16 protein-coding genes are annotated in these 18,090 nt (G+C 66.2%); 8 read left to right on the top strand and 8 right to left on the bottom strand.

The features are described from left to right. The first annotated feature begins 14 nt into the window (after window positions 1-14). The 7 genes from BMI01S_RS06160 to araH all read left to right on the top strand — a co-directional run bounded on the left by BMI01S_RS06160 (window position 15) and on the right by araH (window position 9,170). Window positions 15-1,766, top strand: coding sequence for an IlvD/Edd family dehydratase (locus BMI01S_RS06160; protein ID WP_028230194.1), 1,752 nt, complete (start codon window positions 15-17; stop codon window positions 1,764-1,766). A 28-nt stretch (window positions 1,767-1,794) separates the two neighbouring features. Beyond that, on the top strand, window positions 1,795-3,372 hold the full coding sequence (locus BMI01S_RS06155) for an aldehyde dehydrogenase (NADP(+)) (protein WP_028230195.1): 1,578 nt from the start codon (window positions 1,795-1,797) through the stop codon (window positions 3,370-3,372). A 102-nt stretch (window positions 3,373-3,474) separates the two neighbouring features. Continuing rightward, entirely contained in the window at window positions 3,475-4,404 is a 930-nt protein-coding gene (locus tag BMI01S_RS06150; RefSeq protein WP_028230196.1) for a dihydrodipicolinate synthase family protein, read from the top strand. 67 nt (window positions 4,405-4,471) lie between these two features. Beyond that, on the top strand, window positions 4,472-5,401 hold the full coding sequence (locus BMI01S_RS06145) for a Gfo/Idh/MocA family protein (protein ID WP_028230197.1): 930 nt from the start codon (window positions 4,472-4,474) through the stop codon (window positions 5,399-5,401). A 58-nt stretch (window positions 5,402-5,459) separates the two neighbouring features. Continuing rightward, window positions 5,460-6,464, top strand: coding sequence for an arabinose ABC transporter substrate-binding protein (locus tag BMI01S_RS06140; RefSeq protein ID WP_028211259.1), 1,005 nt, complete (start codon window positions 5,460-5,462; stop codon window positions 6,462-6,464). A gap of 38 nt (window positions 6,465-6,502) precedes the next feature. Then, window positions 6,503-8,071, top strand: a complete 1,569-nt coding sequence (gene araG / locus BMI01S_RS06135; protein ID WP_028230198.1) for an L-arabinose ABC transporter ATP-binding protein AraG — start codon at window positions 6,503-6,505, stop codon at window positions 8,069-8,071. Window positions 8,072-8,159: 88 nt separating this feature from the next. After that, window positions 8,160-9,170, top strand: a complete 1,011-nt coding sequence (gene araH, locus BMI01S_RS06130) for an L-arabinose ABC transporter permease AraH (protein ID WP_028211261.1) — start codon at window positions 8,160-8,162, stop codon at window positions 9,168-9,170. Between the two features lie 62 nt (window positions 9,171-9,232). On the opposite strand, the gene BMI01S_RS06125 is transcribed toward araH, so the two are convergent. Genes BMI01S_RS06125 through BMI01S_RS06110 form a run of 4 tightly spaced genes read right to left on the bottom strand, consistent with a single transcriptional unit; the run spans window position 9,233 to window position 12,979 of the window. Next, complete coding sequence (locus BMI01S_RS06125) at window positions 9,233-9,958, bottom strand: FadR/GntR family transcriptional regulator (protein WP_028211262.1); 726 nt, start codon at window positions 9,956-9,958, stop codon at window positions 9,233-9,235. Between the two features lie 60 nt (window positions 9,959-10,018). Beyond that, window positions 10,019-10,840: an ATP-binding cassette domain-containing protein gene (locus tag BMI01S_RS06120; RefSeq protein ID WP_028211263.1), complete on the bottom strand. Its 822-nt coding sequence runs from the start codon at window positions 10,838-10,840 to the stop codon at window positions 10,019-10,021. Continuing rightward, a complete protein-coding gene (locus BMI01S_RS06115; RefSeq protein ID WP_028230199.1) occupies window positions 10,840-11,850 on the bottom strand; it encodes an ABC transporter permease in 1,011 nt (336 codons plus the stop codon). The genes BMI01S_RS06120 and BMI01S_RS06115 overlap by 1 nt, the downstream gene beginning before the upstream one ends. Window positions 11,851-11,875: 25 nt before the next feature. Continuing rightward, window positions 11,876-12,979 carry a sugar ABC transporter substrate-binding protein gene (locus tag BMI01S_RS06110; protein ID WP_028211265.1) on the bottom strand — a complete coding sequence of 368 codons (1,104 nt, stop codon included), beginning with the start codon at window positions 12,977-12,979 and terminating at the stop codon, window positions 11,876-11,878. Here BMI01S_RS06110 and BMI01S_RS06105 point away from each other — a divergent pair. After that, a complete protein-coding gene (locus tag BMI01S_RS06105; protein ID WP_028211266.1) occupies window positions 12,978-13,181 on the top strand; it encodes a hypothetical protein in 204 nt (67 codons plus the stop codon). The two genes, BMI01S_RS06110 and BMI01S_RS06105, sit on opposite strands and share 2 nt — an antisense overlap. 53 nt (window positions 13,182-13,234) lie before the next feature. On the opposite strand, the gene yjfF is transcribed toward BMI01S_RS06105, so the two are convergent. The 4 genes from yjfF to BMI01S_RS06085 all read right to left on the bottom strand — a co-directional run bounded on the left by yjfF (window position 13,235) and on the right by BMI01S_RS06085 (window position 18,016). Further along, window positions 13,235-14,377, bottom strand: a complete 1,143-nt coding sequence (gene yjfF, locus BMI01S_RS06100) for a galactofuranose ABC transporter, permease protein YjfF (RefSeq protein WP_081715944.1) — start codon at window positions 14,375-14,377, stop codon at window positions 13,235-13,237. Window positions 14,378-14,411: 34 nt separating this feature from the next. Further along, window positions 14,412-15,449, bottom strand: coding sequence for an ABC transporter permease (locus tag BMI01S_RS06095; protein ID WP_028230200.1), 1,038 nt, complete (start codon window positions 15,447-15,449; stop codon window positions 14,412-14,414). Next, entirely contained in the window at window positions 15,446-16,969 is a 1,524-nt protein-coding gene (locus BMI01S_RS06090) for a sugar ABC transporter ATP-binding protein (RefSeq protein WP_028230201.1), read from the bottom strand. Before BMI01S_RS06090 ends, BMI01S_RS06095 begins: the two co-directional genes overlap by 4 nt. 96 nt (window positions 16,970-17,065) lie before the next feature. Beyond that, window positions 17,066-18,016: an ABC transporter substrate-binding protein gene (locus BMI01S_RS06085; RefSeq protein WP_407668945.1), complete on the bottom strand. Its 951-nt coding sequence runs from the start codon at window positions 18,014-18,016 to the stop codon at window positions 17,066-17,068. Between the last annotated feature and the right edge of the window lie 74 nt (window positions 18,017-18,090).

Below are 18,090 nucleotides of genomic sequence, written 5' to 3'. Positions count from 1 at the left end.
AAAAGACGATCACGATGTCGGAAACCAAATTCAAGCTGCGCTCCCAACAGTGGTTCGGCACCACGGACAAGAACGGCTTCATGTACCGAAGCTGGATGAAGAATCAGGGTATTCCCGATCACGAATTCGACGGCCGGCCGATCATCGGCATCTGCAACACGTGGTCGGAACTGACGCCCTGCAACGCGCACTTCCGCAAGCTCGCGGAGCACGTGAAGCGCGGCATCTATGAAGCGGGCGGCTTCCCCGTCGAATTTCCCGTGTTCTCCAACGGCGAATCGAACCTGCGCCCGTCGGCCATGCTCACGCGCAATCTCGCTTCCATGGACGTGGAAGAGGCGATCCGCGGCAACCCCATCGACGCCGTCGTGCTGCTGTGCGGCTGCGACAAGACCACGCCCGCGCTCCTGATGGGCGCGGCGAGCGTGGACGTGCCCGCCATCGTCGTGACGGGCGGCCCGATGCTCAACGGCAAGCACGAAGGGCGCGATATCGGCTCGGGCACGGTGGTCTGGAGGCTGCACGAGGAGCTGAAGGCGGGCGAGATCAACCTGCACCAGTTCCTCTCGGCCGAAGCGGGTATGTCGCGCTCGGCGGGCACCTGCAACACCATGGGCACCGCCTCGACGATGGCCTGCATGGCCGAGTCGCTGGGCGTTTCGCTGCCGCACAACGCCGCGATTCCGGCTGTCGATGCGCGCCGCTACGTGCTCGCGCACATGTCGGGCATCCGCATCGTGCAGATGGCGCTGGAGGATCTGAAGCTCTCGAAGATCCTCACGCGTGAGGCGTTCGAGAACGCGATCCGCACGAACGCGGCCATCGGCGGCTCGACCAACGCCGTGATCCACCTGAAGGCGATCGCCGGCCGCATCGGCGTCGACCTCGAACTGGAAGACTGGCAGCGCATTGGCCGCAACACGCCGACCATCGTCGACCTGCAGCCGTCGGGCCGCTTCCTGATGGAAGAGTTCTATTACGCGGGCGGCCTGCCGGCCGTGCTGCGCCGGCTGGGTGAAGCGAACCTGCTGCCGCATCCCGATGCGCTCACCGTGAACGGCAAGTCCATCTGGGACAACGTGCGCGAGGCGCCGAACTACAACGACGAAGTGATTCGTCCGCTCGACAAGCCATTGATCGCGGACGGCGGTATCTGTATCCTGCGCGGCAATCTCGCGCCGCGCGGCGCGGTGCTGAAGCCTTCGGCGGCCACGCCCGAGCTGCTCAAGCATCGCGGGCGCGCCGTGGTGTTCGAGAACTTCGATCACTACAAGGCGACCATCGGCGACGAATCGCTCGACGTGGACAAGGACTCGATCCTCGTGATGAAGAACTGCGGCCCGCGCGGCTACCCCGGCATGGCCGAGGTCGGCAACATGGGCCTGCCGCCCAAGCTGCTGCGTCAGGGCGTGAAGGACATGGTGCGAATTTCGGACGCGCGCATGAGCGGCACGGCTTACGGCACGGTGGTGCTGCACGTCGCGCCCGAAGCCGCCGCGGGCGGGCCGCTCGCGGCCGTGCGCAACGGCGACTGGATCGAGCTCGACTGCGAATCGGGCCGGCTGCATCTGGACATCAGCGACGAGGAACTCGCGCGCCGCTTGAGCGACGTCGATCCGGCCGCGGCGCCCGGCGTGTCCGAGCAACTGGGCAAGGGCGGCTATGCGCGCCTCTATGTCGATCACGTGCTGCAGGCCGACGAAGGATGCGATCTCGACTTCCTCGTGGGCAAGCGCGGGGCCGCGGTTCCACGGCATTCGCACTGATGCGCGCTGAAGGCTTTTGATCATGACAATGCAAATCACTGGCGAACTGTTGATCGGTGGACGCGCGAAGCGCGGCGAAGGCGTGGCGTTTCGGGCGATCGATGCCGCGAGCAATGAACCAATCGAGCAGCCGGTCTTCCATGGCGCGCTCGACCGCGATGTCGAAGCGGCCTGCGATCTCGCGGACGAAGCGTTCGACATCTATCGCACGCTGCCTGCCGCGAAGCGCGCGCAATTCCTCGACGATTGCGCGGCGCGCATCGAAGCGCTCGGCGACCCACTCGTGGAACGCGCCATGGCCGAAACCGGCCTGCCGCGCGCGCGGCTGGAGGGCGAGCGCACGCGCACCGCAAGCCAGCTGCGCATGTTCGCGTCGCTCGTGAGAAGCGGTGACTCGCTCGACGTGCGCATTGAGCCCGCACTGCCCGAGCGGCAGCCGCCGCGCACCGATCTGCGCTTCTGGCGCATCGGCGTGGGTCCGGTCGCGGTGTTCGGCGCGAGCAATTTTCCGCTCGCATTCTCGGTCGCCGGCGGCGATACGGCTTCGGCGCTGGCCGCGGGTTGTCCCGTGGTCGTGAAGGCGCATCCCGCGCATCCGGGCACGTCGGAGCTGGTGGGCCGCGCGATCCAGCAAGCGGTCGCGGCGGCGGGCTTGCCCGAAGGCGTGTTCTCGCTGTTGTTCGACGCGGGCCACGACGTGGGCAGCGCGCTCGTGCGCCATCCGGCGATTCGGGCGGTCGGCTTCACGGGCTCGCGCGCGGGCGGTCTCGCGCTGATGAAACTCGCGGCGGCGCGCGCGGAGCCGATTCCCGTCTATGCTGAAATGAGCAGCGTGAATCCGAACTTGCTGCTGCCCGGCGCGCTCGCCGCGCGCGGCGAGACGCTGGCGCGCGAATTCGCGGCATCGGCGACGCTGGGCTGCGGCCAGTTCTGCACCAATCCCGGCCTGATCCTCGGCGTCGCGGGCGAAGCGTTCGACGCGTTCGCTGCGAACGCCGCGCGCGAGTTCAGCGCGGCTGCGGCGGGCGTGATGCTGACGCCGGGAATCCTGCGCGCCTACGAGCTCGGCATCGACCGTCTCACGCGGCATCCGAAGGTCACGACGCTCGCACGCGGCGCCGCGGCGCCCGGACGCGCGCAAGCGGCGTTGCTGCGCGTGAGCGCCGGCGATCTGCTGGCGGACGCCGCGCTCGGCGAGGAAGTGTTCGGCCCGAGCAGCGTGCTGGTCGAATGCGCGAACGAAAGCGAACTGCGCGCCGTGCTGCGCAAGATCGAAGGGCAGTTGACGATCACGCTTCACGCGCAAGCGGAGGACGCCGACCTCGTTCGCACGCTCCTGCCGCTCATCGAGCGCAAGGCGGGCCGCGTGCTCGCCAACGGCTTTCCAACCGGCGTGGAGGTCTGCGATGCGATGGTCCATGGTGGCCCGTTCCCGGCCACCTCGGACGGACGCAGCACATCGGTGGGTACGGCGGCGATCGAGCGTTTCCTGCGGCCGGTCTGCTACCAGAATCTCGCCGATGCGTGGTTGCCCGAGGCGCTGCGTGAAGCGAATCCGCTCCACGTGAGGCGGCGCTACGCAGGCAAGGCCGAAGGACAGCAATGACAGCAGCGCGCGCCGTCGGGCGCAGCGGGCATGCGCCACGAGCAGGCATCGAGCGAATCGTGAAGGCGCGGCCCGCCCCCTTTTTCAAGCAGGACTGAAGACATGACTACGAGCCGTACGCCCCGCTACCAGGGCATTTTCCCCGTCGTGCCGACCACGTTCACCGAAACGGGCGAGCTGGATCTGGCAAGCCAGAAACGCGCTGTCGATTTCATGATCGACGCGGGCTCGGACGGCCTGTGCATACTCGCGAATTTTTCGGAGCAGTTCTCGCTCTCCGACGACGAGCGCGAGACAATCACGCGCACCGTGCTCGAGCACGTGGCAGGCCGCGTGCCCGTGATCGTGACGACCACGCACTACGGCACGACCGTCGCCGCCGCACGCAGCAAGCGCGCCCAGGAGCAGGGCGCGGCGATGGTCATGCTCATGCCGCCGTATCACGGCGCGACCTTCCGCGTGCCCGAGCAGCAGATCTACGACTTCTACGCGCGCGTGTCCGACGCCATCGACATTCCCATCATGATCCAGGACGCGCCCGCGAGCGGCACCGTGCTCAGCGCCGCGTTCCTCGCGCGCATGGCGCGCGAGATCGAGCAGGTGTCGTACTTCAAGATCGAAACGCCGGGCGCGGCGAACAAGCTGCGCGAGCTGATCAAGCTCGCGGGCGAAGCGGCCGAAGGCCCGTGGGACGGCGAGGAAGCCATCACGCTGCTCGCGGACCTGAACGCGGGCGCAACGGGTTCGATGACGGGCGGCGGCTTCCCGGACGGCATTCGCCCGATCATCGAAGCCCACCGCGAAGGCCGCGCGGACGACGCATTCGCGCTCTACCAGAAGTGGTTGCCGCTCATCAATCACGAGAACCGCCAGGCGGGCCTGCTCGCGTGCAAGTCGCTGATGAAGGAAGGGGGCGTGATCGAGTGCGAACTGCCGCGCCACCCGCTGCCCGCGATGCATCCCGCGACGCGCGCCGAGCTGATCGATATTGCGCGCCGCCTCGATCCGCTCGTGCTGCGCTGGGGTAAGTGAATCGTTCGTCATCCAGAATAAAAATCACCCTGATTCCGTGACAACGCGACAGGGACGGAGAAACCTCATGAAAGCGTCCTATACCCTGGGCATCGTCGGCGTAGGCAAGATCGCGCGCGACCAGCATCTGCCCGCCATCGCGGGTAATCCCGGCTTCGAGCTGGTGGCGAGCGCGAGCCGCAACGCTCAGGTGGAGAACGTGCGCAACTACACCGACATCGGCGCGCTGCTGGCGGCCGAGTCCGACCTCGACGCGGTCTCGCTGTGCGCGCCGCCGCAGGTGCGCTACGCGCAGGCGCGCGCCGCGCTCGAAGCGGGCAAGCACGTGATGCTGGAAAAGCCGCCGGGCGCGAGCGTGAGCGAGATCGAGGCGCTGCGCGAACTCGCGCAAAAGCGTGGCCGCACGTTGTTCGCCACGTGGCATTCGCGCTGCGCGAGCGCCGTGGAGCCGGCGCGCGCATGGCTCGCCGGGCGCACCATCCGCGCCGTGCACGTGCGCTGGAAGGAAGACGTGCGCCGCTGGCATCCGGGCCAGCAGTGGATCTGGGAACCGGGCGGCCTTGGCGTGTTCGATCCGGGCATCAATGCGCTTTCCATCGTCACGCGTATCCTGCCGCGCGAGGTGCTGCTGCGCGGCGCGACGCTGCACGTGCCGGCCGATTGCGCCACGCCGATCGCCGCGGAACTCGACTGCATCGACACCGATGGCGTGCCCGTGCGCGCCGAGTTCGACTGGCGCCACGGCCCCGTCGAACAATGGGAAATCGACGTGGAAACCACCGATGGCCTGCTCGCGATCACCGAAGGCGGCAAGCGCCTGGCGATTGCGGGCGAGCCGGTCGCGCTCGAAGCCGAACGCGAATATGCCGCGCTCTATGACCGCTTTCACTGGTTGATCGCCCACGGCACCGACGACGTCGACGTGCGCCCGCTGCGCCTCGTGGCCGACGCGTTCCTGCTCGGCAGGCACGTCGAGGTCGAGGCCTTCGGCCACTGATCGCTTTTTTGCCGCAGTTGCATCGATATGCAACAACCACACCTGAGGAGACAGGAGCATGACCAGCAAGATCCGCCGCTTGACCCTTCGTGCCGCGTTCGCGGCGATGTGCATCGCGCCGCTCGGCATGAACATGGCGGCGCACGCCGACTCGCCCGTGAAGATCGGCTTCCTCGTGAAGATGCCGGAACAGGCATGGTTCATCAACGAGCAGAAAGCCGCCACGGCGCTCGGCCAGAAGGAGAACTTCTCGGTCGTGAACATCGGCACGCCGGACGGCGAGAAGGTGCTCGCCGCCATCGACAACCTGGGCGCGCAAGGCGCGCAGGGCTTCGTGATCTGCGCGCCCGACGTGCGTCTCGGACCGGCCATTCAGGCGCGCGCGAAGCGCTACAACATGAAGTTCGTGACGGTGGACGACCAGCTCGTCGACTCCGCGGGCAAGCCGCTCGCCAATGTGCCGCACCTCGGCATGTCGGCGTTCAAGATCGGCAACCAGGTGGGCCAGGCGATCAGCGACGAAATGAAGAAGCGCGGCTGGAAGCCGGAAGAAGTGGGCGCGCTGCGCATCACCGACTATGAGCTGCCGACGGCGAAGCTGCGCACGGACGGCGCGACGCAGTCGCTGCTGGCCGGCGGCTTCAAGAAGGAAAACATCTTCGACGCGCCGCAAAAGACCACCGACGACGAAGGCGGCTTCAATGCAGCGTCGCCCGTGCTGGCGCAGCATCCGAACATCAAGAAGTGGGTGGTGTTCGCGCTCAACGAGGAAAGCGTGCTGGGCGCCGTGCGCGCGACCGAACAGCTGCACATTCCGGCTGCGGACGTGATCGGCGTGGGCATCAACGGCGCGGGCGAAGCGTTCGCCGAATTCCAGAAGAAGCAGCCCACGGGCTTCTATGGCACGATCGCGGTCAGCTCGACGAACCACGGCAAGGAAAGCACCGAGAACCTCGTCGACTGGATCCGCAACGGCAAGCAGCCGGCCGCCGACACGCAGACCACCGGCAAGCTGATGACGCGCGACAACTGGACGGCCGTGCGCAGCGAGCTGGGTATCTAAGGACTGCGTAGCAGTGCACAGGAAAGGGCAGGGATGCAATGACTGAAACGATGACACACGCGAGCGCGCAGGCACGAGCGAACGCGGCGCGGAACGCGAATGCGGGCGCTCAACAGGGGAATCGCGCCTATCTGGAGCTCGACGGCATCACCGTGAGCTTCCCGGGCGTGCGCGCGCTCGACCGCGTGGCGCTCGACGTGCGAGCGGGCGAGGTGCACGGCCTGATGGGCGAGAACGGCGCGGGCAAGTCCACGCTGCTCAAGGTGCTCTCGGGCGTGAACCAGCCACAGGAAGGCACGCTGAGGCTCGGTGGCGAGGAGCATCGCTTCACGACCACGAAGGCCGCGCTCGACGCGGGCATCGCGATCATCTATCAGGAACTGCATCTCGTGCCCGAGCTGACGGTGGCGGAAAACCTGATGCTCGGGCAATTGCCCAACCGCCTCGGCGTGCTGGACGAAGGCACGCTCGTCAAGCGCGCGATGGACGAACTCAAGCGCCTCGGCGAGCGCATCGATCCGCGCACGCCCGTGAAGAACCTCTCCATCGGCCAGCGGCAGATGATCGAGATCGGCAAGGCGCTCATGCGCGACGCACGCGTGATCGCCTTCGACGAACCGACCAGCTCGCTTTCGGCGCGCGAGACCGAGAACCTCTTTCGCATCATCAACGCGCTGCGCGCCGACGGGCGCGCGATCATCTATGTCACGCACCGCATGGACGAAGTCTATGAGCTGTGCGACCGCGTGACGGTGTTCCGCGACGGCAAGCGCATCGAGACGTTCGACTCCGTGGCCGATCTGGACCGCAACCGTCTCATTGCCGCGATGGTGGGCCGCTCGATCGAAGATGTCTACGGCTACCGTCCGCGCGAAGCGGGCGACGTGCTGCTCGAAGCGAAGGGCCTGCTCGGGCCGGGCCTTGCCGAGCCCGTGTCGTTCGCGGCGCGGCGCGGCGAGATCGTCGGCTTCTTCGGCCTGGTGGGCGCGGGGCGCTCGGAGTTGATGAAGCTCATTTACGGCGCCACGCGCGCGAGCGCGGGCCACGTCGAGCTGGACGGCAAGCGCGTGAACTTCGCGAGCCCGCGCGACGCGGTGCGCGCGGGCCTCGCGCTGTGTCCCGAGGATCGCAAGCAGGAGGGTATCGTCGCGATCGCCTCGGTGGCCGACAACCTCAACATCAGCGCGCGCCGCCACTTCAGCCCCGCGCGTTTCCTGCTCGACGCGCGGCGCGAGCGCGACCTCGCGCAGGATTACATCAAGAAACTCGCGATCAAGACGCGCAACGGCGAAACGGCCATCGGCACGCTATCGGGCGGCAACCAGCAGAAGGTGATTCTTTCGCGCTGGCTGGCCGAGCGCATCGAAGTGTTCCTGATGGACGAGCCCACGCGCGGCATCGACGTGGGCGCGCGCGCCGAGATCTACAACCTGCTTTACGAGCTCGCGGAAGCGGGCAAGACCGTGATCATGGTGTCGAGCGACCTCGCCGAGGTGATCGGCGTGGCGGACCGCATCATCGTGATGCGCGAAGGGCGCATTGCGGGCAGCGTGCCGAAAGCCGAGGCCTCGCCCGACGAGCTGATCAGGATGGCGCTGCCGCGCTGAACGAACGCTCTTTGTTTTTGCCTTGCCGGTCGCGCGCGAAGCGAATGCTAGCGAAGCCGTGCGACCGATCCGAAACGATGAACCAGAAATGAGTGAAGCCATGCAGCCACAGGGCACTCCCGTAGTCAACGAAGCCGCCGCGCCCATTACCGCACAGCGCGCGCGTGCGTGGGACATGATCAACAAGTCGGGCATCGTGGTGGTGTTCGTGGTGCTGTTCGCGGTGCTTTCCGCGACGGTGCCCGACTTCCTCACGACCCGCAACATTCAGGGCTTGCTGCTCTCCGTCACGCTGATCGGCTCGATCGCCGTCACGATGATGTTCGTGCTCGCGCTGGGCGAAGTCGACCTTTCGGTCGCCTCGATCGTCGCGTTCTCGGGCGTGGTGGCCTCCACCGTCATCACGCAGTCGCATAGCGTGCTGCTCGGCATTACGGCGGGCGTGCTCGCGGGTGGCGCGGTGGGCCTCGTGAACGGCGTGCTGATCGCGCGCTTCAAGATCAACTCGCTGATCGCCACGCTCGCGATGATGGAAGCGGTGCGCGGCCTCGCGTTCCTCACCTCGAACGGCGACGCCGTGATGATCTCCGAAGAGCGCTTCTTCGACCTGGGCGGCGGCTCGTTCCTCGGCATCTCGTTCCCGATCTGGAGCAACATCATCGGATTCGTGCTGTTCGGCTTTCTGCTGAAGAAAACCGTGTTCGGCAAGAACGTGCTCGCGGTGGGCGGCAACAGCGAAGCGGCGCGGCTTGCGGGTCTGCCCGTCACGCGCATCAAGATCACGGTATTCGTGCTGCAAGGGCTCGTTACGGGCTTCGCGGGCGTGATGCTGGCCTCGCGCATGAGCCTCGGCGACCCGAAGACTTCCGTGGGCCTCGAACTCGGCGTGATTTCGGCGTGCGTGTTGGGCGGCGTTTCGCTCACGGGCGGCGTGGCGACGATCTCGGGCGTGCTCGTGGGCGTGCTCATCATGGGCGCCGTGCAGGACGCCATGAGCCTCATGAACGTGCCGACGTTCTACCAGTACCTGATTCGCGGCGGGATTCTGCTGCTCGCGGTGCTGTTCGACCAGTTCCGCCGCAGCAAGCGGGCGGTGTGAGCGGGCAGCGCTTCGATGGGCCGCCATGCGCTTCCAGCGCGGCGGCCCGCTTGATCGAGCGGCTAGGTGTCCAGTCCGGCACCGCCGAGAATGGACTTGGCGTCGGCCCGCGCATTGTCGAGCTGCACCACGCTCGCCTGCCGCGCCGCCAGTGCGTCGCCGTGCTCGATGGCCGTGAGAATTGCCTTGTGGCGCGGCAACGAGAGCGCATGCGTGTTGGGATGGCGGCTCGTGAGCTTGATCGACTCGGAAAGCGCGAGCGAAAGCATGTTGCCGATGTACGCGAGCATGTCGTTATGCGTCGCCGCCATGATCGCGCGATGGAATTCCAGATCGGGCTCGAGCAGGTCGGCGGCGGTTTGCGCCTTTTCCATGCGCGCAAACGCGGCGGAAATGCGCGCGCGGTCTTCGCCGGTGGCCGAGATCGCCGCGAGCGCCGCGGCCGCGGGCTCGATGATCTGCCGCACCGTCATGAGCGAGCGGAAGAACTCGCCTTCGGGAATGCTGTTGACGGTCCAGTACAACACGTCGGGGTCGAGCATGTGCCATTCTTCGCGCGGGCGCACCACACTGCCCACGCGCGGCTTCGAAACCACGAGGCCCTTGGCGACCAGCACGCGCGTGGCTTCGCGCAAGACGGGCCGGCTCACGCCGTAGGTTTCGCATAGGGTGGGCTCGGCGGGCAGGCGTTGCCCGGGCGCGAGCGCGCCGCCCACGATCTGCATGCCGAGCTCCTGCACGATGCGCGCGTGCATGCTCTTGCGTTTCTCTAGTTTGCGGTAATCCATGATGGTCCGGCCGGGGCTACCCGATCGGAATGTTCCCCCTGTAGTGGGCCCTTAGTGGGCTCAATTCGCGCTGGTGGCGCGCATGGCCCGGTATTCCCGCCGCACGATATCCATCAGTTCAGCGACCGAGGTATTGGCGCTGCGCTGCTCGTATGTCACGCGGCCTCGCTGCATCAACATGATGCGATCCGCGATATCGAGCGTCTGCGCATAGTTGTGCATGATCATGATAATCGATAGGCCGCCTTTTTCCTTCAACCGCATGACAAGATCGATGATGAGGGCCGCCTCGCGGGCCCCCATCGCGGCGAGCGGTTCGTCGAGCAGGAGGATTCTGGCGTTCGAATGCACGGCGCGCGCCACGGCGATGGCCTGGCGCTGGCCGCCCGAAAGGCGCTCCACGGGGAGGTCCACGGAGGGGACGTGCACGCCGATGTCATCGAGGAGTTGCGCCGCGCGCGCCCGCATCTGCTTGTGGTCCAGCAGTTTGATCGGACCTTTGCGGACGATCTCGCGGTTCAGAAACATGTTGTGGTAAATGCTCAGCGAATTGGCGAGCGCGAGATCCTGATAAACGCATTCGATGCCGAGCGAGCGCGCATGATCGACGGACCGCAGCAGCGTTTCATTGCCGTCGATATGCAGCGTGCCGCTCGTCTGTTGGTGAAAACCCGTAAGGATCTTGACGAGCGTGGATTTCCCGGCGCCGTTGTCGCCGAGGATGCCAAGGATTTCACCTCGGCCGAGCGTGAGCGAGACGCCATCGAGCGCCGTGACTGCCCCGAAGCGCTTGACGATGTTGTCGCCGCGCAGCGCGAGCGGGGCGTCGGCCGTGGGGTTGGCCGTGCCCGGGCCCGCAGGGGAGGCCTGCGATTCGTCCATCATCGGCTCCCTTTGCGGCGCAGGCGCCCTACGTGAATATTGAAGACCATGGCTGCGAGAATCGCCGCGCCGAGGATGATGTTGAACGTGAAGGCGTTGATGCCGATGAGCGTGAAGCCGTCGTTGAGAATGCCGAGCACCGCCGCGCCGATCAGGCCGCCCACGATCGTGCCCGAGCCGCCCGTGAGCGGCGTGCCGCCGATCACGGCCGAAGCCACGGCGAGGAACATGATCTGGTTGCCGCCCGCCTGCGGGTCGATCGAGGTGATGCGAAAGCCTTCCAGAATGCCGGTGAAGCCCGCGAGCACGGCGGCAAGAATGAAGTTGCCGAGGCGCAGCCGGTTCACGTGAATGCCGGCCTCGCTCGCGCCCAGCGGGTTCGCGCCCGCCGCCTGGGTATGCAGGCCCCAGCGGGTGTGCCGCAGCAGCACGTGCATCGCGAAGGCGATCACGACCGTCCAGAGGATCTCGCTATAGCCCCAAGCGCCCATGAAGGCCGCGAACTCGGGCGAGCCCGGCGTCTGCACCGGCGTGCCGCGCGAAACGGTGAGCGTGATGCCGTTGATGAGAAAGAGCGTGCCGAGCGTCGTGACGAACGAGGGCAGGCGCAGCCACACGGTCACGGCGCCGTTCACGAAGCCGACGACGGCCGCCGCCACGAGGCCGGCGATCACGGCGAGCCACATGGGCGCGCCCGCGTCGTTGGCGAACACCATCATGAACGGCGCGAACGCGAACACCATCCCGGCCGAGAGATCGATGTCGCCGCCGATCATCAGCATGATTTCGCCGAACGCGATGATCGCCACCGGCGCGATGAACTGCGAGAGGTTGACGAGGCTCGCGTTGGTGAGCAGGAAATCGCGGTTGGAGAATTCGAAGTACGCCGCGAGAATCACGGCCACGAGCAGAATGCGCAACTCGGGCGCCCACGCGGAGATCCATTGCCCGCGCGGGCGGGGCGCCCGCGCGGCAACGTCAGCCTTGCTGGTTTCGTTCACGGAGTTCATCACGCCTTTCGTTGCGCCCGGTTCGTTACGACTTGATTCCACCGCTCATCGGGACGATTTGCGGCTTGGTGGTCTTGCCTTCATAACGCGTCGAGGTATTGAGGTACGGCTCGACGGTTTCCTTCGTCACGAACTTCAGGCCCGTGTTGGTGTCGGCGGGGCCGACCAGACCGCCCGAGGCCAGCGTCACGAACGCCTGCATCACCGTATAGAAGCCCTGCACGTACGGCTGCTGGTCGATCGTGAAGTCGAGGTAGCCTTCGTGAATGAGCTGCACCGTGGTGGGCAGCAGGTCGAAACCGCCGCCGTGCACGCCCTTCGAAGGCAGGTTCGATTCCTTCATCACCTGCGCGACGCCCTGCGTGCTGCCCGCATCCACGGCGAACATGCCCTTCAGGTCCTGGTGGCCGAGGTAGAACGACTTGATCTTCGATAGCTCTTCGTTGACGGTCGCGCCCGTGGCCACGGTCTGGATGTCGATCTTCTTGCCGGACTTCTTGATGGCGTCGCTCGCGCCATCGAGACGCGGCTGGATGTTGAGCTGGCCTGGCGTGGCGATGAAGAGCGCCACGAGTCCGCTGTCGATGAGGCTCACGATGCGCTCGCCCATCTGGTAGCCCGACAGGTACAGATCCTGGCCGATATAGGCGAGGCGCGGATTCTTCTTGCCGCGCGGCGCATCGGCGTTATACGCGAATACCGGAATGCCCGCGTCGAGCGCCGCTTGAATGGGCTTGTCGAAGGCGGTGGGGTCGACGATCGGCACGGCGATCGCGTCGGCCTTCGCGGCGATCGCCGAATTCACGGCGCGCACCATTTCGCCAGCGTCGGAGGTGGCCGAGCCGGTCCACTGATAGTCCATGCCGAGCAGCGAGCAGGCATCCTGGATGCCGTATTGCGTCGGCACGAAGAACGGATTCGTGGTGACGTGGTTGACGAACACGATCTTCCACTTCTTGTGCGATGGGAATCCCGATTCGGCCGCCTGGGCCGACGAAATGAATCCGCCGCCGCCCACCGCGCCGAGCAGCGAGAGCGCCGCGCTTAAGCCCGCACCCTGCATCAGGCCGCGCCGGCCCGTGTCGATCAAGCTCTTGCCGTCTTTTGCATCATCCCGATCGTGTGCCATGTTTTCCTCCGGTCTTGTCTTCGTGGTCGATGTGGTCGACGTTTCGTCGAAAAGCGTGCAGATGCTAGACAGTACCGGGGAAACGCGCGCGCGGCGCTCGCGGATTCGAGCCATCGCGCGCCAGACGTCCGCAGCGAACGTGCTATCGCCGGGCGCCGACGGTACCGCAAAAAGCTTAGTGCAGCGTGATGAGGGCTCCTAATCCATGTATACCCCTAACGAATCGATGAGCGCGCCGAGGCGGCGAAAAGCGGGTTACGCACCGCCTTTCGCCCCGTGCATTCGCGGCGGCGGGCTGGCGAGCTTGGCCTGATCCATTGGTGCGGTAGCTTGCGGGCGGCGCGCCGCGCGCGGGGCGCCGCGACCGGTGCCGGTGGATTTGCGGCGCGCGGCATGGCGTTCGGTCGCGCGCTGCATGAGGCAGAACGCGCAGAGCAGGGCGCCGATCACGATGCGCGTCCACCACGAACTGAGCGTGCCGTCGAACGTAATGAGCGTCTGGATCGTGCCGAGAATGCCAACGCCGAATACCGAGCCGATCACATAGCCCACGCCGCCCGTGAGCAGCGTGCCGCCGATCACGGTCGCGGCAATGGCGTCGAGTTCCATGCCTTGCGCCTGCAGCCCGTAGCCCGAGAGCACGTAAAGCGTAAACACCACGCCGCCGAGCGCAGAGCAGAAGCCCGAGAGCGCATACACGCCGATCTTCGTGCGCGCCACCGGCAGACCCATCAGCAGCGCGGAGCGCTCGTTGCCGCCGATCGCGTAGACGTTGCGCCCGAAACGCGTGAAATGCGCGATGACGATCGCCGCAACGAGCATGGCCAGTGCAGTCAACGAGCCCGTCGTGAGCGAGCCGCTGCCCACGGGAATGTTGAATTCGGAGAGCGCGTGAAAGCCGGGGTCGTTGATCTGGATGGATTCGGTGGTGATGAGAAAGCAGGTGCCGCGCGCGAGGAACATGCCCGCGAGCGTGATGATGAAGGGCTGCAGCCGGAAGAAGTGGATCAGCGCGCCCATTGCCGCGCCGTAGAGCGCGCCGCCGAGCAGGACGAGCGGCACGACCACGGCCACGGGCCAATGCAGCTTCTCGGTGCCCACGGCGCAGAGAATCGTGGTGAGCGCGACCACGGCGCCCACGGAAAGATCGATGCCGCCCGAGATGATCACGAACGTCATGCCGATGGCGACGATCAGGAGGAACGCGTTGTCCACCAGCAGGCCGAAGGCCACCTGAAGCGAGAAGAATCCCGTGTACATGACCGAGCCGAAGCCGAACAGCACGGCGAAGAGCACGACGGTCACGACGATGGGCAGCACGCGCGGATCGACGAAGCGGATGGCGCCGCGCCGGCACGCCGCGAGCGTGTTCGACAAGGACAGGGCAGGGCGGTTCATGCTCGGCTTTCCTGGTATGGGTTCGTTGTGGGGCTCACGCGCGTGCACGGCGTGCGAGAGCAATACGCTTGAGCTGCTGGAATGCGAAGGTGCGCGCGGCGGGCGACTGGATCAGGCACACGAGCAGCACGACCACGGCCTTCACGACGAGCGTGGCCTCGGGCGGCACACCGATCGAATAGGTGGTGTAGGTGAGCGTCTGGATGATGAGCGCGCCGAGCACCGTGCCCGCCAGGCTGAAGCGCCCGCCCAGCAGCGAAGTGCCGCCGAGCGTCACGGCGAGGATCGCATCGAGTTCGAGCAGCAGGCCCGCATTGTTGCCGTCCGCGCTGCGCACGTTCGAGCTGATGAGAATGCCCGCAATGGCGGCGGTGACGCCGCAGAACGCGTATGCGCCGAACACCACGGCCTGCGACGAGAGGCCCGCAAGGCGCGCGGCCACCGGATTCACACCGATGGAGCGGATGAAGAGGCCGAGCGCGGTGCGGTTCACGATGAGCGCGGTGAGCGCGGTCACGGCGAGCGCGATCCACACGGCGCACGGCACCAGCGCGAAATAGCCGCCGCCTGCGAAGAGATAGCCGGGCGCGCCGATCGGGATGATCTGGCCGCCCGTGAGCAACTGCGCCACGCCGCGCCCCGCCACCATGAGAATGAGCGTGGCGATGATGGGCTGCATGCCGACGAAGGCCACGAGCAGTCCGTTCCAGATGCCCGCGAGCAAGCCCACGGCGAGCGCCGCGCCGAACGCCATGCCCACGCGCGAAGGATCGGCGGCGAGCACCGTGGCGGCTGCCGCGCCCGCGATCGCCACCACGGCGCCCACCGAAATGTCGATGCCGCGCGTGGCGATCACGAGCGTCATGCCGAGCGAGACCACGACGAGCGGCGCGGCGCGCATGAGGATGTCGATGGGCGCGCCGAACAGGTGGCCGCCCAGCATCGTGATCGAGAGGAAGTTGCCGCGATGCGCCACGTCCACGACGAACAGGGCGATGAGCGTCACCGCGGGCCATACGAGCGGATGGCGGATGACGAGCGAAAGCCAGGCGGGGAGAGCGGGGCGCGTCATCGACGGTCTCCGGCAATGAGGTCGTAGATCTCGTGCTCCGAGCGCGCCGCGCCCGAGAGCTCGGCCACCTTGCGCCGGTCGCGCAGCACGGCGATACGGTCGCTCACGCGCACCACTTCGCTGATCTCCGAGGAAATGAACAGAATGCCGAGGCCCTTCGCGCAGAGCGCGCGCACGCGGTCCATGATCTCGAACTTGGCGGCCACGTCGATGCCGCGCGTGGGTTCGTCGAGTATCAGGAGGCGCGGCTTCGTGGCGAGCCAGCGGGCGAGCAGCACCTTCTGCTGGTTGCCGCCCGAGAGCAGGCCGATGGGCTGCTCCGCGTCGCGCGCCTTGATGCCGAGTTGCTCGATATAGTCGTTGGCCAGTTCGCGCTGGCGCGAACGCCGGATCATGCGCCACCAGCCCAGTTGCGCCTGAAGCGCGAGCACGATGTTCTCGCGTATCGAAAGATCGGCGACGATGCCTTCCTTCTTGCGGTCCTCGGGGCAGTAGGCCATGCCGTGACGCACCGCGTCGCGCGGCGAAGCAAGCTTCACGGGCTTGCCGTTGATGTGCACCGTGCCTGCGTCGGCTTTATCGGCGCCGAAGAGCAGGCGGGCCGTTTCCGTGCGGCCCGAACCGAGCAGACCCGCGAGACCGAGAATCTGGCCCGGCTGCACCTCGAGATCGAGCGGATTGAGCACGCCGCGCCGGGCCACGCCTTGCGCGGCGAGATACGGTTCGGCATCCGAACCAGCTGTGACGGTGTGCGACGCTTCCGCCTGCGTGAGCCGCTCGCCTGCGTTCTGCAGGCCCACCATCTTCGCGACCAGGGTCTGCACCGGCAGATCGGCGGCGAGATACTCGCCTTCGCGCTCGCCGTTGCGCATCACCGTGATGCGATCGGAAATCGCGTAGGTCTGCTCCAGAAAGTGCGTGACGAACAGGATCGCGATGCCCGACGCCTTGAGCTTGCGCAGCACTTCGAACAGGCGCGCGACTTCGCCTTCGTCGAGGCTGGAGGTCGGCTCGTCGAGAATGAGGATGCGCGCATCGACCGACACGGCGCGCGCAATCGCCACCATCTGCTGCATGGCGATAGGGTAAGTGTCGAGCGACTGCGTGACGTCGAGCGAGAGGTTCAGCTCCGCGAGCGCCGCTTCGGCGCGGCGATGGATTGCTTTCCAGTCGATCAGGCCGAGGCCGCGCCTGCGCGGCTGGCGGCCCGCGAAGATGTTCTCCGCGACCGAGAGGTTCGGGCAGAGATTGACTTCCTGGTAGAGCGTCTGGATGCCGGCGGCCTCCGCCATCTGCGGAGTCGGGAAATGCACGGCCTCGCCCGCGAGGCGTATCTCGCCGGCCTCGGGCTGGTGCACGCCGGTCAGCACGTTGATGAGCGTGGATTTGCCGGCGCCGTTCTGGCCCATCAGCGTGTGGATCTCGCCGGGGAACAGACGAAAATCGACCCGGTCGAGCGCGCGCACGCCGGGGAAGGTTCGGGTAAGACCGACGGTTTCGAGTATGGGGGAAACGCTCATGGGCAACCGTGGAAAAGGCCAGAGCGCGCGGCGCGCATCGCAAGTCCTTATCGTTTGATAAGGGCTACGAAGCAGGCCGCGCCGCTTGCAGCGAGTTTAGTACTTGCGCGACGGCAGCACTTGCGCCGCCACGTCCATCGGGAATACCGTTTCGTTCGTCACGATGCGCTTGGGCAACTGCTTGCCCGCCACGACGTCCTTCACGGCGCTCATGAGTTGCGGCCCGAGCAGCGGGCTGCACTCGACGTCAACATTCATCTTGCCGGCGATCATGGCCTCGAAGCCGCCCTTGGTCGCATCGAACGAGACCACGCTGATGTCCTTGCCGGGCTTCATGCCCGCTTCTTCCATGGCCTGGATTGCGCCGAGCGCCATGTCGTCGTTATGCGCGTAGACCACGTTGATCTTGTTTCCATACGTCTTGGCGAACGCTTCCATGACCTGCTTGCCGCCGGCCAGTGTGAAGTCGCCGCTTTGCGATGCGATGATCTTGAACTTCGGATCGTTTTTGATCACTTCGATGAGGCCCGAGTGACGGTCGTTGGCGGGTGCGGAGCCAACGGTCCCCTGCAACTCGACGATATTGATCGGGCCCGGATTGCTCTTGTAGTGATCTTCGAGCCACTTGCCCGCGCGGCGGCCTTCTTCCATGAAGTCCGAACCGATCATCGTCACGTAGAGCGACTGGTCTTTCACGTCGATGTTGCGGTCCGTGAGGATCACAGGAATCTTCGCGCGCTTCGCTTCCTGGAGCACAGGCTCCCAGCCCGATTCCACCACGGGCGAGAACGCGATGACGTCCACCTTCTGGGCGATATACGAGCGGATCGCCTTGATCTGGTTTTCCTGCTTTTGCTGGGCGTCCGAGAACTTGAGGTTGATGCCGGCGTCCTTGGCGGCCGCCTTGACCGACACGGTGTTCGCCGTGCGCCAGGCGCTTTCCGCGCCGACCTGCGCAAAACCTAACGTGATCTGCTTGTCTTCGGCGTGCGCGACGCCCGCCGCCAACGAAAAAGCGGCCGCCGCTGCGACGAGCCCGCTCACCATGCGAATTGCCAGTTTCATGCGTGTCTCCGATGTAGCTCTGTGCGTTGTATTTCTTTAATCCATGGCGCTACACC

This window comes from Paraburkholderia mimosarum LMG 23256 = NBRC 106338 (assembly GCF_000739815.1).
Taxonomy (GTDB): domain Bacteria; phylum Pseudomonadota; class Gammaproteobacteria; order Burkholderiales; family Burkholderiaceae; genus Paraburkholderia; species Paraburkholderia mimosarum.
This window is presented reverse-complemented; position numbering and strand designations above follow the sequence as displayed.

Bases quoted from the DNA above. Each gene is read 5' to 3' on its own strand.
- yjfF (WP_081715944.1), bottom strand. From the start codon at position 14,377: ATGAACCGCCCTGCCCTGTCCTTGTCGAACACGCTCGCGGCGTGCCGG.
- BMI01S_RS06125 (WP_028211262.1), bottom strand. From the start codon at position 9,958: ATGGATTACCGCAAACTAGAGAAACGCAAGAGCATGCACGCGCGCATC.
- BMI01S_RS06120 (WP_028211263.1), bottom strand. From the start codon at position 10,840: ATGGACGAATCGCAGGCCTCCCCTGCGGGCCCGGGCACGGCCAACCCC.
- BMI01S_RS06140 (WP_028211259.1), top strand. From the start codon at position 5,460: ATGACCAGCAAGATCCGCCGCTTGACCCTTCGTGCCGCGTTCGCGGCG.
- BMI01S_RS06115 (WP_028230199.1), bottom strand. From the start codon at position 11,850: ATGAACTCCGTGAACGAAACCAGCAAGGCTGACGTTGCCGCGCGGGCG.
- BMI01S_RS06145 (WP_028230197.1), top strand. From the start codon at position 4,472: ATGAAAGCGTCCTATACCCTGGGCATCGTCGGCGTAGGCAAGATCGCG.
- BMI01S_RS06110 (WP_028211265.1), bottom strand. From the start codon at position 12,979: ATGGCACACGATCGGGATGATGCAAAAGACGGCAAGAGCTTGATCGAC.
- BMI01S_RS06105 (WP_028211266.1), top strand. From the start codon at position 12,978: ATGTTTTCCTCCGGTCTTGTCTTCGTGGTCGATGTGGTCGACGTTTCG.
- BMI01S_RS06085 (WP_407668945.1), bottom strand. From the start codon at position 18,016: ATGGTGAGCGGGCTCGTCGCAGCGGCGGCCGCTTTTTCGTTGGCGGCG.
- BMI01S_RS06090 (WP_028230201.1), bottom strand. From the start codon at position 16,969: ATGAGCGTTTCCCCCATACTCGAAACCGTCGGTCTTACCCGAACCTTC.
- araH (WP_028211261.1), top strand. From the start codon at position 8,160: ATGAGTGAAGCCATGCAGCCACAGGGCACTCCCGTAGTCAACGAAGCC.
- araG (WP_028230198.1), top strand. From the start codon at position 6,503: ATGACTGAAACGATGACACACGCGAGCGCGCAGGCACGAGCGAACGCG.
- BMI01S_RS06160 (WP_028230194.1), top strand. From the start codon at position 15: ATGTCGGAAACCAAATTCAAGCTGCGCTCCCAACAGTGGTTCGGCACC.
- BMI01S_RS06150 (WP_028230196.1), top strand. From the start codon at position 3,475: ATGACTACGAGCCGTACGCCCCGCTACCAGGGCATTTTCCCCGTCGTG.
- BMI01S_RS06155 (WP_028230195.1), top strand. From the start codon at position 1,795: ATGCAAATCACTGGCGAACTGTTGATCGGTGGACGCGCGAAGCGCGGC.
- BMI01S_RS06095 (WP_028230200.1), bottom strand. From the start codon at position 15,449: ATGACGCGCCCCGCTCTCCCCGCCTGGCTTTCGCTCGTCATCCGCCAT.